Annotated in this window: 17 protein-coding genes and 2 pseudogenes; 13 read left to right on the plus strand and 6 right to left on the minus strand. The window is 34.6% G+C overall.

The window, feature by feature from the left end:
• On the minus strand, window positions 1-870 hold the full coding sequence (locus B554_RS0117390) for a DUF2797 domain-containing protein (RefSeq protein WP_019459057.1): 870 nt from the start codon (window positions 868-870) through the stop codon (window positions 1-3).
• 39 nt (window positions 871-909) lie between these two features.
• On the opposite strand from B554_RS0117390, the gene B554_RS0117395 reads away from it, so the two are divergent.
• Both B554_RS0117395 and B554_RS0117400 read left to right on the plus strand, forming a co-directional pair.
• Complete coding sequence (locus tag B554_RS0117395) at window positions 910-1,371, plus strand: DUF6231 family protein (RefSeq protein ID WP_019459058.1); 462 nt, start codon at window positions 910-912, stop codon at window positions 1,369-1,371.
• A 99-nt stretch (window positions 1,372-1,470) separates the two neighbouring features.
• The gene (locus B554_RS0117400; RefSeq protein ID WP_019459059.1) at window positions 1,471-2,061 is read left to right on the plus strand and encodes a YidB family protein; all 591 of its coding nucleotides are present in this window, start codon (window positions 1,471-1,473) and stop codon (window positions 2,059-2,061) included.
• A gap of 106 nt (window positions 2,062-2,167) precedes the next feature.
• Here the strand turns inward: B554_RS0117400 and B554_RS0117405 are convergent, their stop codons facing one another.
• The 3 genes from B554_RS0117405 to B554_RS0117415 form a co-directional block, all read right to left on the minus strand.
• Window positions 2,168-3,229, minus strand: a complete 1,062-nt coding sequence (locus B554_RS0117405) for a porin (RefSeq protein WP_004701846.1) — start codon at window positions 3,227-3,229, stop codon at window positions 2,168-2,170.
• A gap of 253 nt (window positions 3,230-3,482) precedes the next feature.
• Entirely contained in the window at window positions 3,483-3,896 is a 414-nt protein-coding gene (locus B554_RS0117410) for an HIT family protein (RefSeq protein WP_000312749.1), read from the minus strand.
• Window positions 3,897-3,914: 18 nt separating this feature from the next.
• The gene (locus B554_RS0117415; protein ID WP_019459060.1) at window positions 3,915-4,184 is read right to left on the minus strand and encodes a YARHG domain-containing protein; all 270 of its coding nucleotides are present in this window, start codon (window positions 4,182-4,184) and stop codon (window positions 3,915-3,917) included.
• A gap of 633 nt (window positions 4,185-4,817) precedes the next feature.
• Between B554_RS0117415 and B554_RS0117420 the strand changes: the two genes are divergently transcribed.
• The 4 genes from B554_RS0117420 (at window position 4,818) to B554_RS0117435 (ending at window position 7,243) form a co-directional block, all read left to right on the plus strand.
• On the plus strand, window positions 4,818-5,018 hold the full coding sequence (locus tag B554_RS0117420; RefSeq protein ID WP_019459061.1) for a hypothetical protein: 201 nt from the start codon (window positions 4,818-4,820) through the stop codon (window positions 5,016-5,018).
• A 501-nt stretch (window positions 5,019-5,519) separates the two neighbouring features.
• Window positions 5,520-5,744 carry a hypothetical protein gene (locus B554_RS0117425; RefSeq protein ID WP_019459062.1) on the plus strand — a complete coding sequence of 75 codons (225 nt, stop codon included), beginning with the start codon at window positions 5,520-5,522 and terminating at the stop codon, window positions 5,742-5,744.
• A gap of 177 nt (window positions 5,745-5,921) precedes the next feature.
• Window positions 5,922-6,296 carry a cell envelope integrity protein TolA gene (locus B554_RS0117430; RefSeq protein ID WP_019459063.1) on the plus strand — a complete coding sequence of 125 codons (375 nt, stop codon included), beginning with the start codon at window positions 5,922-5,924 and terminating at the stop codon, window positions 6,294-6,296.
• A 179-nt stretch (window positions 6,297-6,475) separates the two neighbouring features.
• A complete protein-coding gene (locus tag B554_RS0117435; protein WP_019459064.1) occupies window positions 6,476-7,243 on the plus strand; it encodes a class I SAM-dependent methyltransferase in 768 nt (255 codons plus the stop codon).
• Window positions 7,244-7,360: 117 nt separating this feature from the next.
• Here B554_RS0117435 and B554_RS0117440 read toward each other — a convergent pair whose 3' ends face one another.
• Complete coding sequence (locus B554_RS0117440; protein ID WP_019459065.1) at window positions 7,361-8,446, minus strand: alpha/beta fold hydrolase; 1,086 nt, start codon at window positions 8,444-8,446, stop codon at window positions 7,361-7,363.
• A gap of 133 nt (window positions 8,447-8,579) precedes the next feature.
• Here B554_RS0117440 and B554_RS0117445 point away from each other — a divergent pair, with 133 nt between their 5' ends.
• The 7 genes and pseudogenes from B554_RS0117445 to B554_RS0117480 all read left to right on the plus strand — a co-directional run bounded on the left by B554_RS0117445 (window position 8,580) and on the right by B554_RS0117480 (window position 13,490).
• Window positions 8,580-9,767, plus strand: a complete 1,188-nt coding sequence (locus B554_RS0117445) for an O-succinylhomoserine sulfhydrylase (RefSeq protein ID WP_025465269.1) — start codon at window positions 8,580-8,582, stop codon at window positions 9,765-9,767.
• A 176-nt stretch (window positions 9,768-9,943) separates the two neighbouring features.
• Window positions 9,944-10,180 (plus strand): hypothetical protein, encoded by a 237-nt coding sequence (locus B554_RS0117455; RefSeq protein WP_019459067.1) that lies wholly within the window; start codon window positions 9,944-9,946, stop codon window positions 10,178-10,180.
• A 257-nt stretch (window positions 10,181-10,437) separates the two neighbouring features.
• Complete coding sequence (locus B554_RS0117460) at window positions 10,438-10,767, plus strand: YbaB/EbfC family nucleoid-associated protein (RefSeq protein ID WP_002113538.1); 330 nt, start codon at window positions 10,438-10,440, stop codon at window positions 10,765-10,767.
• A 9-nt stretch (window positions 10,768-10,776) separates the two neighbouring features.
• A pseudogene (gene recR, locus B554_RS19030) lies at window positions 10,777-11,202 on the plus strand (recombination mediator RecR); the annotation flags it as partial.
• A pseudogene (locus tag B554_RS0117470) lies at window positions 11,203-12,258 on the plus strand (ribonuclease D); the annotation flags it as partial.
• A gap of 498 nt (window positions 12,259-12,756) precedes the next feature.
• Window positions 12,757-13,023 carry a hypothetical protein gene (locus B554_RS0117475; protein WP_019459068.1) on the plus strand — a complete coding sequence of 89 codons (267 nt, stop codon included), beginning with the start codon at window positions 12,757-12,759 and terminating at the stop codon, window positions 13,021-13,023.
• A gap of 131 nt (window positions 13,024-13,154) precedes the next feature.
• Complete coding sequence (locus B554_RS0117480; RefSeq protein ID WP_081400453.1) at window positions 13,155-13,490, plus strand: hypothetical protein; 336 nt, start codon at window positions 13,155-13,157, stop codon at window positions 13,488-13,490.
• Between the two features lie 61 nt (window positions 13,491-13,551).
• Here B554_RS0117480 and B554_RS0117485 read toward each other — a convergent pair whose 3' ends face one another.
• Window positions 13,552-13,716 (minus strand): hypothetical protein, encoded by a 165-nt coding sequence (locus tag B554_RS0117485; protein ID WP_000086293.1) that lies wholly within the window; start codon window positions 13,714-13,716, stop codon window positions 13,552-13,554.
• Between the last annotated feature and the right edge of the window lie 91 nt (window positions 13,717-13,807).

A 13,807-nucleotide genomic window follows, 5' to 3' on the forward strand; every position in this document is an offset into this window, starting at 1 on the left:
CTAGGCACGTATAATAAGCTCGTAACCTGTATATTTACGAATGTTGATCACACCAATATCAAAGATTAAATATTGGCCTTTAATACCCTGTAACACACCGCGAATTTTTGGTGTTTTATCTAGGTTTAGAGATTTAATTTTTTCAGGATATTGTTCTACTGGGTAGACAAATTCGCGCGGCAACTCATCTTCTAATAATTCAACAGTTTCGTTAAATTCAAGATTTTGGCTAAATTCCTCACGAATCGTTTGAATTTTTGGTGCAAATTCTTCGATTAATTGATCACGCTGTTCTGTCAGTTTGAGAGGTTCAGCTTCGCCTTTAAGTAGTTTACGCCAATCAGTTTTGTCAGCAATTAAAGAACCAAACATCGTTTCAAGCTGACCAGATAAACGGCGTGATCCAACTTTCATAATTGGTAAAGCCTGAGTTGCTCCTTGATCTAACCAACGACCTGGCATATGACTAACACGAGTAATACCTACTTTTAAAGCACTCGAATTTGCCAAGTACACAATATGGGGTTGGAAACAAACATTATGGGCAAAGTCATCTTCACGACACGTTCCTAAATGATAATGGCATGTTTCAGGTTTCATAATACAAAGGTCACATTCTGCTTTAGTTTTAAAACATTTAAAGCAGTGACCTTGAGAATAAGACTTCGGTGTTTTAGTGCCACATGAAGTGCAATAGATATTACCTGTCCATTCGATTTCTAGTTCTTGTCCTAAATTAAAAGGAAGATCAATTTCTGAACGGTCTAATACAAATTTGTATTCAACATTTGCCTTGGTTGTCTGTTGATCAGTTACACTAGCATCTTTTAGACCTGCATGCATTTTATGGCAAATGCCTTGTAGTTCCATAAAGTTTAAACTCACATCTTTCAATTAAGGGTTGCAGTTATGGCTGAACAAAATGTCATCACTTCTATGCTAGACGATTTATCAAACGAACAGCCCATTCATACTGCACTTTGTATTGGCCAGAAAATTGACCAGAATAACGCAATTCAATGGCACTATTTTACCGTAACTGAGCTTTTAAGTCTGCCTTTTACTCAGCGTTATGACTTGGGTTTTGTATTGTTTGATACAGATGAAATGCAAAACATTGGCGATGTTCAAAAGTCACAATTATTAGTGAAGCTAAGAGATTTGTTGGCAAAACGGATTGTTGTGGTAAGCAAACGCAGTGATGAACAGCTATTACGTTCTTTAGGCTTCACGCAACTCATCGATAAAACATCACATGATAGTGATTTTGCTTTATGGCAATTCAACATCTTGACATATAAACATGTGCCAGACTGGTTTAACTCAAAGTTTTGGGCGAACCCAGAGAACTGGAATAAATTTCGCTGGTAAAAGGCAAGCAAATCTCTTTCAAAATTTAACAATTTGGCTTTTGCTGTGTTCATAAGAATCCGCGTATGCTCATGTATAAATCATGCATAAGAGATACACATGACAAATTTAAGCAGTATTGTAGAAGTTTTGGCTCAGCAAGCTTTAGGTGGGAACCAGCAAGCATCAGGTCAAGGTGGTTTGGGTGGAATTTTAGGTTCTGTATTGGGACAAATGGGCGGTGATACTTCTTCTGGTGCTCAAGGCGGTTTGGGTGGAGTATTAGGTTCGGTATTAGGACAAGTGACAGGCAACAACAATGCACCTCAAACAGGTGGTGGCGTACAAAGTTTATTAATTGCGGTTGTACCTTTAATTTTAGGTTGGGTTCAACAACAAGGTGGATTACAAGCTGCTTTAGAAAAGTTAAAAGGCGCTGGCTTAGGTAGCCAAGTTCAAAGTTGGGTTGACCCAAATCAAAGTAATAGTGAAGTTCCTACCCAGCAATTACAAAGCCTATTTAACCCAGCAGATATTGAGCAAGTTGCCCAGCAGGCTCAAGCGCCAAAAGAACAAGTTTATGGTGCGATCGCATCTGTGTTACCTCAGGTTATTGACTCTTTAACACCTCAGGGTGACAGTACAGATCATCAAGAAGCGAATCAAGACATTCAAAATGTGATGAATCTGGTCAGTGGTTTCTTAAAATAAGAGATATACTTTAAAAAAGCCGATCATTTTTATATCGGCTTTTTTAGTACGTACAATAAAATAAAAGGGCGCAAGCCCTTTTATTTTATGAAGGATGGTTAATAACTTAGAAGTTATATTCCATACCAGCACCTACAACAGTACGTTTATCGTCTTGAGCAAGCCAGTCACGTTTTTGTTGAGCAACAATACCGTAGAAACGTGCTTGTTTATTGATTTTGTAGTCTAAGCCTACGCCGTATTGATCAATTTTACGATCTTGCTGACCATCTACAGAAGCTTTAGATGATTGGTATTGTCCTTTTACAACAAAAGGTGTTTCACCAATTTTGTAAGTTATAGCACCAACCCATGCATCTTCTTGTAAGCCTTTATATTTAGTCAACTCATCAGTTGGTTCAGCATGTTGCCATAAACCACCCAACACAAGACCAGTTGCGCCAAGTTTACTGAAATCGTAAGAACCTGTTACACGGTAAGCATCAGAGAAAATATTGCTAAGGCCATAAGCATTGTATTTACCTTGTACGCTGTAGTTAGCAGCAGCAGCCAATGCTAAACCAATATCTTTGTTTTCGTAGCCGAGAGAGCCTGAAACTGAGTCACCAAAACCATTACGTTTGTCATCGTTACCAGATGCGCCTGGAGTTGGATCAGCAGGCGTTTCACCTTGTTGGAACATTACATTGAATGTTACACCAGCAAGAAGTTTAGGATCAGATTCAAAACCAATAACGTTATTTAGACGTTCTTCACCATACATTGTGTTGGTAATATCTAAAATAGTGTGGTCGTTATAGATGTCTTGGTAGTTACCAGCGGCATTTTTGAAGTAAGAGTCAAATTTACCAACTTTTAATGTACCAACATTATTTGATTTAATACCGATATAACGGTTACGTTGACCAAGATCTGTACCATCACCATCAGCATTAATTTGCCATTCAGCTAAATAAACTGCTGACAAGTTATCAGTCAATTTCTCTTCGCCTTTTACCCCAATACGAGACGCGTTAGAGTTAACTTCGGTAACGTCACTTTTACCATCGAAATTTTTGTTGTCAACTTGGTCAATGGTAACATTGAGTTTACCGTACAAAGTTGGCGCTGCTTGCACCGCGTTTACGCTTAGAGTTGCAACTGCGGCAGCGAGAAGCAATTTCTTCATTGAGATTTCTCCAAAAGGTATTTTTAAATGGCGTATGCCTAGCTAACTTTTATTTTGTAGTTGGCTTATGTACAAAAAGTTACAGAAGCTCACCAACTTGCTAAGAAGTATCTGTAAACTTTGTGACAGTGGAGTGAAGAAGAAATGACAGTTTTATGACAAATAAGAATTAGAAATACTTTATTTTGTTTTGATTTTATTACACTTTTTAAATAAAAAAGCGGAGCCTAAGCTCCGCCTTTAACTCTTTAAATCAAAGAGCTGCTTTAATTTTTTCGGCTAAGGCCTTGATTTTATCTTGATCTCCTAATTGCGCAGCATGTTTACCAAGCTGGTGAACATTTGTTGGAATTAGGTGAAAGTGAACGTGAGGGACAGTTTGTCCAGCAGCGGCCCCAGATAATTGCATGAGAACAATACCATCTAGGTTTAGTGCTGTTTCCATTGCTTTCGCAATCTTTTGCACAATCTGGATGGTGTAAGCTGCTGCCTCAGGGGGTAAATCAAGTAAAGTTACTGCAGGAGTTTTTGGAATAACTAATGCATGACCATCGGCTTGGGGCATAATATCCATAAAAGCTAGAACTTGATCATCTTCATAGAGTTTTATCGCTGGAAGTTCACCACGTAAAATTTTTGCGAAGATATTTTGATCATCATATGCCATGAATTATTCCTTTAAGTACTATTTACACTTCAATTCTTTTTGACGTTCTTTAATTGCGTCTAGACGTTGCTGCTCTTTATCAGAGAATTTTGGCTTAGTCGTATGACAGTTTTCATTACCATATTTTTCTTTAGCATCTTGGTCTTTAAAGCAAAAGCCTTTTGATGCATAAATCAAATTGTAATCATCTTGCAATTTTTGACATTCTTGCTCAGGTGTTGCAGCTTGAGCACTGAAGCCGGCAAGAGATACCATTCCAGTGAATACTGCAACGAATAATTTATTCATGAGCTTTTCCTCAGTTAAGGTATGAACCTGTACTCAATATAAGGTTTATTCCCAATATTTCAATGACTATTAATTACTCAAGTGTTATTAAAAATCATGTTTTATCTTATAATACAAAAAAGCTTTACATATCAATATCTTTTTTAAAATTTAAATTAAATCAATTGGTTATATTTTATTTTAGATTAAATAATAAAAATATATACATAATAAATATTTAAAACGATTATTAAAATTTCATAGTGATGAATTAAATACGCTATATGAGTAACATCGGTTCTTGTTTATGTAATCAAGAAATTTCTATATTTCTTTAAATGAAAACTATTTATTACTGTCATTGCAGTTTATGGCTAAAACAAACGGGTACAAGAGCGAATGCGGGACTTTGGTCGAAGAAAGCTTTTTGTATAAAGTCAAAACATGAATGGGTAGGTTAGCGAACGCTCATGAAAGTTTTGAACGTTTGCCTGTTATTAAAGAATTTTTAAAGTACTTCGAATAACATCTTTTTAATTTTATATCTTTTAATATTTCTTAAGTGTTCGTTACATAAATGATGTGTGTTCACTGTTGAATATATCCTGTATTTAATTGAGCATGAAATGACATAACTTAAAAAGGATGAATCACATGATAGATGAAGAAAAGCCTTTAAACTTTGAAGATGATGAAGAGCCTCTTGATTTTGAAGATGAAGAATTTATAGACGATAAAAAAGAGGATGAAATGTATAACTCGATCACTAAGGATGGATCTAGCGTTGATCCTGCCGATGACGGAACAAGACATATTCGCCCTGAAGATGGTGATCCGATAGAACTTGATGAGTAAAAACATCAATTTAAATAATATTATTCTTTTTAATATTTAAGTATAAGTGTAATATCCGATCGCTGTCACAAACAGCAAAAGTCCTGAATGATCAGCGCAAAAAATCAAAAGGGTAGAGCCTGCTTACAAAGCGGGCTTTTTATTTTTTGTATAAATTTAAACTGAAAAGTTGGCTGAATGAGAAGAAAATATTCTTGTTTTTAAACTAATAAAATATGCATCAAAATAATAGCTTACAGCTAAATACTCCACTTATTTATAGTGAGCATTTAAAAGGAGCACGAATGTAAATAATAAAAATAAAAAAAGTAGAAAAGCCATAAGTTAAAGCATATCGTTAAATTATTTAGGTATTTTACACAATTTAACATTTTATGCAAATTGGTTTGCATTTTATTAAGATTTGTTAAAATTCGATCAAAGTCTGATCGTTTTAAATGTATGACAATTTTTGTCTAATTTGATAGATTGTTTTGTTTTTTACAACAATGGGTAGGCTGTATGGAAAAATTGTTATTCGCTTTTGCTGTGGTAATGACGCTGAATGGTTGTGCATCACTCACCCATAAAGCTGATGAAAATTATGTTAGCAAGTCACCAGTTACTCCAGTGAATACCGCATTTAATGGAACGAAAGTACCTGAGCATGGAATTTTTACTGAGCAAGATATTGCTAACATGCCTGAACATTCAAATATCAATTCACGTTATGAGGTAGCATTTTAATAAGTGAACAGAATTTGAAATTGAATAGTTAAACTAAATAAACTGGTCAATTAGCAGAAATATTAAATTTACTAGCATTCTATTTAGTAAAAGCTGCTAAGTATAAAACCACCAGTTTGGTGGTTTTTAAAAAGATAAAATGTTAAATTTTAATCATTGAAAAAATTGGTTTTATAAATGAAAATTATCATTATTTTTACTTCTATATTTTTATTATGCGGGTGCGCAATTAATACTAAGTCATTATCATCACCAAAAAGTAATGATGATAAAACGATATTAGAAGCTGAAAAATATAAGCAACAATATCAGAAAAAAATCTTTCGAACTTGGGATGTCCCATCATCTTCATCTGGTATGAGTGCTAGTGTTAAAGTTTTTTTAACTGACACAGGTCAAATTGAGCAAATTATTTTTCTTGATAAAGAAGATCCAAAGTTTAAATCAAGTATTGAAAAAGCTATATGGCGTTCAAGTCCATTTAATTTACCTAATAATCCTGAGGTTCGAAAACAAGCTAGAAAATTCAATATAAAATTTATATCTAAGTAAATTTTTCAATATGAACTTGTTCTTTACTTCAAGAAACTACCAGCAGGTGGTTTCTTTGTTTTTATAGGGAATTTTACGATTTATTGATAACTTTAGGTTATTAATTATTTAAAAACTAATCATTATTTTTTATCAGCTTTTTCTTCTATGTTTAGTTTATCGAAAAAGAGGAATAAGCCATGTTGAATCAACATGAGATTAATTTAAAGCAGTACCACAATAAATCTTTAAGTTATTTGAATAGCACCGCTCATTCTGAAGGGGTTGAATTTGATAAATTTATTAAAGAAATTGAGAAATACCCAAATGCGGTTGTTTTAGATTTAGGTTGTGGTGGTGGTCATGTGGCTTATAACGTTGCTCATCATGCTGATCTGGTTTTTGCTTATGATTTATCTCATGAAATGCTCGATACTGTTTCAAAAGCTGCCAATGACCGAAAAATAAAGAATATCTTTGTACAACAAGGTATAGCTGAAGATATGCCTTTTACAGATGAACAGTTTGATGTAGTCATTAGTCGATATTCTGCTCATCACTGGCAACATGTACCAACGGCCATGAAAGAAATAAACCGGGTTTTAAAACCTAATGGTACCGTTATTTTTGTTGATATTGTTAGCTCAAGTTTTCCCATATTAGATACCTTTTTGCAAACTATAGAAGTGATTCGAGACCCGAGTCATGTAAGAAATTACAGTATTAAAGAATGGGTTTACTTCATTGAGGACGCTGGCTTTGAGTTAACTGCTTTAGACAAACAATCGCTCATGCTAGATTTCGATAGTTGGGTACAGCGCATGAAAACACATGAAGATCAGATAAAAACGCTTAAGTATCTACAAGAAAATGCATCAGATATCGTCAGAAAATATTTCAACCTTCAAAAAGACGGGAGTTTTGAAAGTAAGGTAGGGTATTTTGTATTTAAAAAGATATCTTTTTAGCTCGGTTGTATGTTGAAGTTTCTAATATTAGAAATCTTTGAAACTGATCAAATATACAGTTATGTTTTATAAAAAGTGAAAAAGCCCTTTATATCAGGGCTTTTTCATAGTTGTTTTTTAAATTATAGTCGAACGTTCCGTCAACCAATCTGCCAGTTTAGGCCAAAATTCTTGCGCACTTGCTTGGCTAGACATCAGTCCTAAATGACCTCCGGGAATAAGAGTAAAGGTGACATCTTGGCTACTGGTTAATTGGCTTAATGGCTGAGCAGCATCTGCTGTGACCAATTGATCGCTACGACCTGCACCGACTAAAAGAGAACAATCAATATTTTTTAATTCAATTTTTTTATCTTTTAATTGAATAGAGCCTTGATTCAATGGATTTTGTAGCCATACGTTGAATAACATGTCCTGATTAATACCACCAGGATAATCAATCATATTGTTTAAAAAACTACTTAATGTAGCGTGCTCTTGTACAAATTGAAGGTCATGAAGGTTTTTGAGTAATTGAATATGACCGTCGAACCAGCCTTTAGGGTCAAGAATTTTAAATCCCAAAGAATTTAAAATACCTGGAGTATGGATCAACCGCTTTGGTAAACCAGAATAAATACGTTGCTGAAGTTTTTTATTATGACTAATAGCATTATTTATGGTTCTGTAGAGTTTTCCAATATAACCAGATGCATAACTATTGATAGGGCTGCCTAACACTATAAGGTTTTTGACATAATTAGGTTGGTTATGCGCTGTATATAAAGTAACGAATATGCCTGCCATACTCCATCCATGTAGTGAAATTTGATTGCTACCTGAATGCGTTCGTATTACCTCGATGGCTTTAGGAATAAAATCTTCAATAAATGATAAAAAGTTTAGATGTCTATCTTTAAATCCTAAACGTCCCCAATCGACAAGGTATACGTCGAAACCTGCATTCTGGAAATGTTTAATAAGAGAACGATAAGGATATAAATCATAGATCGCCATATTAATCGCTAAAGGTGCAACAAATACTAATGGTTCTTTAAAGCGCTTTTGAGCAGCAGCATAGTAACGAATGCGAGTTTCATTAAATTGACCAATAACTTCGTAATGCGTGCTTTGAGACAACACCAGTGTTTTGGGGTGGAATAGTCGGGTAGAGAGGTGCTTGATTTGACTTTGTTCAGAGACAAGGGACTTTAAGCGTTTCATCTTGTTTTACCAACTATACTAAAGATTGATTGAAGTCTAAGCGATAATTTTCAGGTTTACCTTGACCTTAAATACCCTAGGCACTCAAAATGATGATAGTTTTTAGTACATGACCAGTAAAGGCGAACATTTAATGAACCAGTCTGATGATTTAGAATACCAACTTGATACTTTAGCCATTCGTACCGGACATACTCGTAGTTTTGAAGGTGAGCATGGCGAACCGATTTTTTTGACTTCATCTTTTGTATATGAAAATGCTGCTGAAGCGGCTGCAAAATTTTCTGGTCAAGTTCAAGGAAATATCTATTCACGTTTTACCAATCCGACTGTATCGATGTTCGAAAAACGCTTAGCAGCTTTAGACGGTGCTGAACGTGCTGTTGCGACAAGTTCTGGAATGGGCGCGATTTTGTCAGTTGCTATGGCATATTTAAAAGCGGGTGATCATGTTATTTGCTCAAGAGCAGTTTTTGGTTCAGTTGTCGCTTTGTTTGAAAAATATATTGCCAAGTTTGGTGTAGATATTACATTTGTCGATTTATGTGATTTGGACGACTGGAAAAACGCAGTACGTCCAGAAACTAAACTTTTATTTGTTGAGTCACCATCGAATCCTTTAGCTGAGATTGCAGATATTCAAGCACTTGCAGATATTGCACATGCGAATGGTGCATTACTTGCAGTTGATAATAGTTTCTGTACGCCTGTTTTACAGCAACCATTAAAATTTGGTGCAGACCTTGTGATTTACTCGGCAACTAAATATTTAGATGGACAAGGGCGAGCATTAGGCGGTGCTGTTGTCGGTAATCATCAGTTGTTAGAAGAAGTTTTTGGTGTCGTCCGTACACTTGGGCCATCAATGAGCCCGTTTAATGCATGGGTTTTCTTAAAAGGTCTAGAAACTTTACGCTTACGTATGAAAGCACACTGTGAGAGCGCTCAAATTCTTGCCGAATGGTTATCTACCCATGACAAAGTAGAGAAAGTCTATTACGCAGGCCTTCCAACTCACGAAGGACATGAACTTGCAGCAAAACAGCAAAATGGTTTTGGCGGGATTGTTTCTTTCGTTGTTAAAGGTGAACGTGAAGGCGCTTGGAAGGTGATTGATAACACCAAATTTATTTCAATTACTGGTAATTTAGGTGATGTGAAGTCAACAATTACCCATCCTGCGACAACAACACACGGCAAACTTTCTGCTGAAGCCAAACAAGCAGCAGGAATTCAAGAAGGTTTAATCCGTGTTTCAGTTGGTTTAGAAGATATTAACGATATTATTGGTGATATCTCACGCGGATTAGATTTAATCTAAATAATTTATATATTTAAGACTGAGCCATACTTATTTTAGTATGGCTTTTCTTTAAATTCACTTTTACTTTTAACCAACGATTGAAATAAAAAAACTACATTTTGTTATAAATGACTTTAAAATCGAAACGTAAAAAAGTTCTAAAGTTAATAAAAATAACAAAGCGAGTTTTAACCATGCTTAAACCTATAATTTTTTTAGTCGCTATAGGGGCAATTGGTTTAATTGGATATGGAGTATTTGCCCAAAAAGATGAACCAACTCAAATCAGCGAAACTGTGTTGTTGATTAATGATGCAAACAAATCAGTTGAAGATGCCGATCATTCAATTGAAAAAGCAAATGCCTCTTTTCAGAAAATGCCTTTAAATGAATACAAACCTGACAATAAAAATCTTCAAGCTTCACAGTAGTGTCAGTTAAATTAGAGAACCAGTTCCTAAGTCTCAAAACTTTTGTATAGAAAACTTTAAATGGATGAGTTAACGAAAATAGTTTCATAGATACCAATAGAAAACATTAATTTATTGTGTCAGAATTGCGGATTAATTTTGATTTAAACGTAATGACCTCAATGATCTTGATGATCGGTAGGGGTAATAAAAGAGTTTAAGTTCCGAAGTGTTATGTGACTATCAATCATATTTGATAGAGATACGGAGTTAGGTTTATGAATATCAATATGCTCATGCAGCAAGCGCAGCGCATGCAAAAAGATATGGAATCAAATATAAAAAAGGCCAAAGAAGAGCTTGCTCAAACTGAAGTACATGCTGAAGCTGGCGGCGGTTTAGTTAAAGTAACAATGACTGGTCGTTATATCGTAAAACGTATCGAAATTAATCCAGAATTACTTCAAGATGAACCAGACATGATTGAAGATTTGATTGCTGCGGCGGTTAATGACGCTGTACGTCAAGCAGAAGTAATTTCTGAAGAGAAAATGCAAAAAGCTAACTCAGGTATGGGTTTACCTCCTGGTTTAGCAGGCATGTTCTAAGGAAATTCAGTGTTTAGTGATAGATTTGAACAACTCGTTCAAGCTTTACGTATTTTGCCTAGCGTTGGACCGAAGTCGGCCCAACGTATGGCTTTACATCTGTTGATGAAAAATCGTGAAGGTGCCTTTGCTTTAGCGCATGCTCTCCATGAAGCATCAAGTTATATTCATGAATGTAGTGTTTGCCACTCTTTAACAGAGCACGAGATTTGTGACATTTGCGCCTCAACAGAAAGAGAAGATCAACTGCTTTGTGTAGTTGAGTCTCCGGCAGATGTGATGGCAATTGAGCAAAGTGGTAGTTTCCGTGGCAAATACCATGTATTAGGTGGTCATCTTTCTCCTTTAGATGGGATCGGGCCAGAGGAAATAGGTATTCCTTACCTAATTCAACGCTTAAGCCAAGGTACTATTGAAGAAGTTATTTTGGCAACTTATGGACTTGATACAGAATTTATTAAGGTTGACACCCTTTGGCCTAAACTTGGAGTATGTCAGGTCAATGTCAACGAAAACGTATATTTGTTGGATGGGGTATCGTTAGATTTAACTGAGTTTTGGAAAAAAATCTTTGTTGCTCAACAAAATATTTTTCACGCATGTAGTGAAGATATCGATTTAATTTACCACTATGCCGATGAACAAAACCTGTTAAATGTTTTTGATACTCAAGTTGGACTTTCTTTTCTCGGACATGGTTTACAAGTCAGCTATCAAGGTGCTTTAAAGCTTTGTTTAGACATTGACATTGAAAAAGATCAAACACGTTCAGACTGGTTGGCGAGACCTTTATCTCCTCAACAGCTATGTTACGCTGCAAATGATGTTTTATATCTTATGCAATTGGCTACCCATATTCAGGAGCAGCTTAAGCAAAAAGGGCTTTACGACTATGTTGTTGAAGATTGCAGTAGTCTCACCAAAGAAATTATTAGTGAAACACCAACTTCATTGCTTTATACAGATGTAGGGAATTATAGACATTCGCGTCGTCAATTAATGCAGTTGCAAAATTTGAGTGAATGGCGCGAACATATAGTTAAAGCAACTAACCAGCCACGTAGTTTTGTTCTTAGAAACTCGACAATGATTGATTTAGTCGAAAAGAATCCGCGTAATAATTTTCAATTATCTCAAGTCAGAGATATTCGTCCAAATGTTGTTCGTGAATATGGCAAGATTATTCTGGATCTTTTAAAAGACTTACCAGTAGAAGGGCAATGGCCAGCTAAAATTGCTAAACCTTTTAAAATTACTTCAAAAGAAACTTTAGATAAAATGGATGCGTTAATTGCTAATGCTATAGAGCAAACCTCCATTCCAAAAGAAGTTTTGCTTCGTAAGAAATGGTTAAATGCGATTCATCAGCATGTGCTTTCTAAAGGTGACGAACAAGATTTACCTGATTACTTGTTGGGATGGCGTTACGAATTACTCACCAAACCGCTTATTGAGCTATTTACAGAAGAGAAGGCAAGTCTCTTATTTTAAATTTATAAAGGTGTTTTTAGTTCAAATAAACTCCTTGTATCTAAGACATAGTTTGTTTGGTTAATATTTATTCAAATAATGCTTGTTAATATTACTTTAAAATAAGACTCTTTTATAAGCACAGTTTTATGAACTTAATTTTTTATTTAGCTTTGCTTTATATTAGTGGGCTTTTTTAAAGTTTAATTACTATAAATATGAGTTAATCTTAATTATATATACCTATGCTGAATTAAATTAACTTTATTCATGAGAAAAATTCAATTGCGTATATATACAGGTCTGTATATTCTTGGTAGCAAGAAAAACAATTTCAAAATAAATAATATATAACTATAAGTTTGTTTCGGTGCAGAAATATAGAGGCCTTCTCGGGGAGAGGAGGCCTCTAATTTTATTTGTGCAATCTTAAAAAGTTTTTAAAATCAATAATAAGTTAATATTGAAATTAATTTTTTATGCTATAAATAAAGCTTACTAATAACTAGAGAGATAAACATGACTAATAATTTTAATGCTGAACAGGCAAGAAAAAATGCTAAAGATGTAAAAATTGATCAAACAATATTATTAGAAAAAATCTTATCTGGAACCGAGGAAATTTCCAAAGAAGGTAAACGCCGAGCAGTGTTTCAATTTCCAATAGATGCCTTACATCCTGAACATATTACCCAAGTAGAAGAAGAGATAAAAGCTAGAGGTTTTAATATTTCAACTAATATTGAACAGTCTGGTACAACGGTCAATATTGAAGTTAGTTTCTAAATTTTTTATCAGACGCCCATACTTTAGGGCGTTTCTTATATTTTTTTACAATCTAAATTTATAAAAATCAATATATTGTTTGACAGGTTTGTACTTCTTCTGTAGCTTTACTTTTTGAGTGGAATATGGATATGAACTTTCAAACAATACTTTCATCTTTCAAAAATCAATCTACTGGTACAGATGCATTTAAAAACTTAAAAAATGCGTGTGAGCAGTATCTAAAACAATCTCCAGATCTAAACCAAAAATCAGCGACTTATCTTATTTATGGGTTTGCTCGTAGTTATGTAATGTTATATGAAGATGAAGCAGTGACTACCGAGTTTGCGCGAGCTTCAAAAGAAACATTAATGAATTACATGAGTCATTTAAATGAGGCCTTACTTACTCAAGATGACAGCTTAATTTTGAGTGCGTTAAATCAGGTGAGTAATGACTATATGCAAGGCTCAAGAGTCTTTTAAAGTTATTAATAGGATACTTCTTTAGTCATCAAGTTAACCAAAGAAGTATCTAGTGGTAATTTTAATGTGATTTTTTCTTACCACCGCCATCTTGTTTATTGACGGTAGACCATGCAATACGTTCAGCTTCTTCTTGAGAATGACCTCTATCTACCTCACTCTCAACAATATGTTTAGCCTGACGCTTTTGCTTTGCTGTATAAGATGATTTATCGCCACGAGACATAGCATAGACCTCCTATTTATAGATCTATAGTTATTGAAACACATCCGAATTTATAATCGGTTAAATAATGTCTTATCCTGTATGCATAAGT

Source organism: Acinetobacter sp. GG2 (assembly GCF_000292385.1).
In the GTDB taxonomy this organism is placed as follows: Bacteria; Pseudomonadota; Gammaproteobacteria; order Pseudomonadales; family Moraxellaceae; genus Acinetobacter; species Acinetobacter seifertii.

Excerpts from the sequence above, each read along its gene's own strand:
- B554_RS0117390 (WP_019459057.1), bottom strand. The coding sequence starts at position 870 with ATGGAACTACAAGGCATTTGCCATAAAATGCATGCAGGTCTAAAAGAT.
- B554_RS0117395 (WP_019459058.1), top strand. The coding sequence starts at position 910 with ATGGCTGAACAAAATGTCATCACTTCTATGCTAGACGATTTATCAAAC.
- B554_RS0117400 (WP_019459059.1), top strand. The coding sequence starts at position 1,471 with ATGACAAATTTAAGCAGTATTGTAGAAGTTTTGGCTCAGCAAGCTTTA.
- B554_RS0117405 (WP_004701846.1), bottom strand. The coding sequence starts at position 3,229 with ATGAAGAAATTGCTTCTCGCTGCCGCAGTTGCAACTCTAAGCGTAAAC.
- B554_RS0117410 (WP_000312749.1), bottom strand. The coding sequence starts at position 3,896 with ATGGCATATGATGATCAAAATATCTTCGCAAAAATTTTACGTGGTGAA.
- B554_RS0117415 (WP_019459060.1), bottom strand. The coding sequence starts at position 4,184 with ATGAATAAATTATTCGTTGCAGTATTCACTGGAATGGTATCTCTTGCC.
- B554_RS0117420 (WP_019459061.1), top strand. The coding sequence starts at position 4,818 with ATGATAGATGAAGAAAAGCCTTTAAACTTTGAAGATGATGAAGAGCCT.
- B554_RS0117425 (WP_019459062.1), top strand. The coding sequence starts at position 5,520 with ATGGAAAAATTGTTATTCGCTTTTGCTGTGGTAATGACGCTGAATGGT.
- B554_RS0117430 (WP_019459063.1), top strand. The coding sequence starts at position 5,922 with ATGAAAATTATCATTATTTTTACTTCTATATTTTTATTATGCGGGTGC.
- B554_RS0117435 (WP_019459064.1), top strand. The coding sequence starts at position 6,476 with ATGTTGAATCAACATGAGATTAATTTAAAGCAGTACCACAATAAATCT.
- B554_RS0117440 (WP_019459065.1), bottom strand. The coding sequence starts at position 8,446 with ATGAAACGCTTAAAGTCCCTTGTCTCTGAACAAAGTCAAATCAAGCAC.
- B554_RS0117445 (WP_025465269.1), top strand. The coding sequence starts at position 8,580 with ATGAACCAGTCTGATGATTTAGAATACCAACTTGATACTTTAGCCATT.
- B554_RS0117455 (WP_019459067.1), top strand. The coding sequence starts at position 9,944 with ATGCTTAAACCTATAATTTTTTTAGTCGCTATAGGGGCAATTGGTTTA.
- B554_RS0117460 (WP_002113538.1), top strand. The coding sequence starts at position 10,438 with ATGAATATCAATATGCTCATGCAGCAAGCGCAGCGCATGCAAAAAGAT.
- B554_RS0117475 (WP_019459068.1), top strand. The coding sequence starts at position 12,757 with ATGACTAATAATTTTAATGCTGAACAGGCAAGAAAAAATGCTAAAGAT.
- B554_RS0117480 (WP_081400453.1), top strand. The coding sequence starts at position 13,155 with ATGAACTTTCAAACAATACTTTCATCTTTCAAAAATCAATCTACTGGT.
- B554_RS0117485 (WP_000086293.1), bottom strand. The coding sequence starts at position 13,716 with ATGTCTCGTGGCGATAAATCATCTTATACAGCAAAGCAAAAGCGTCAG.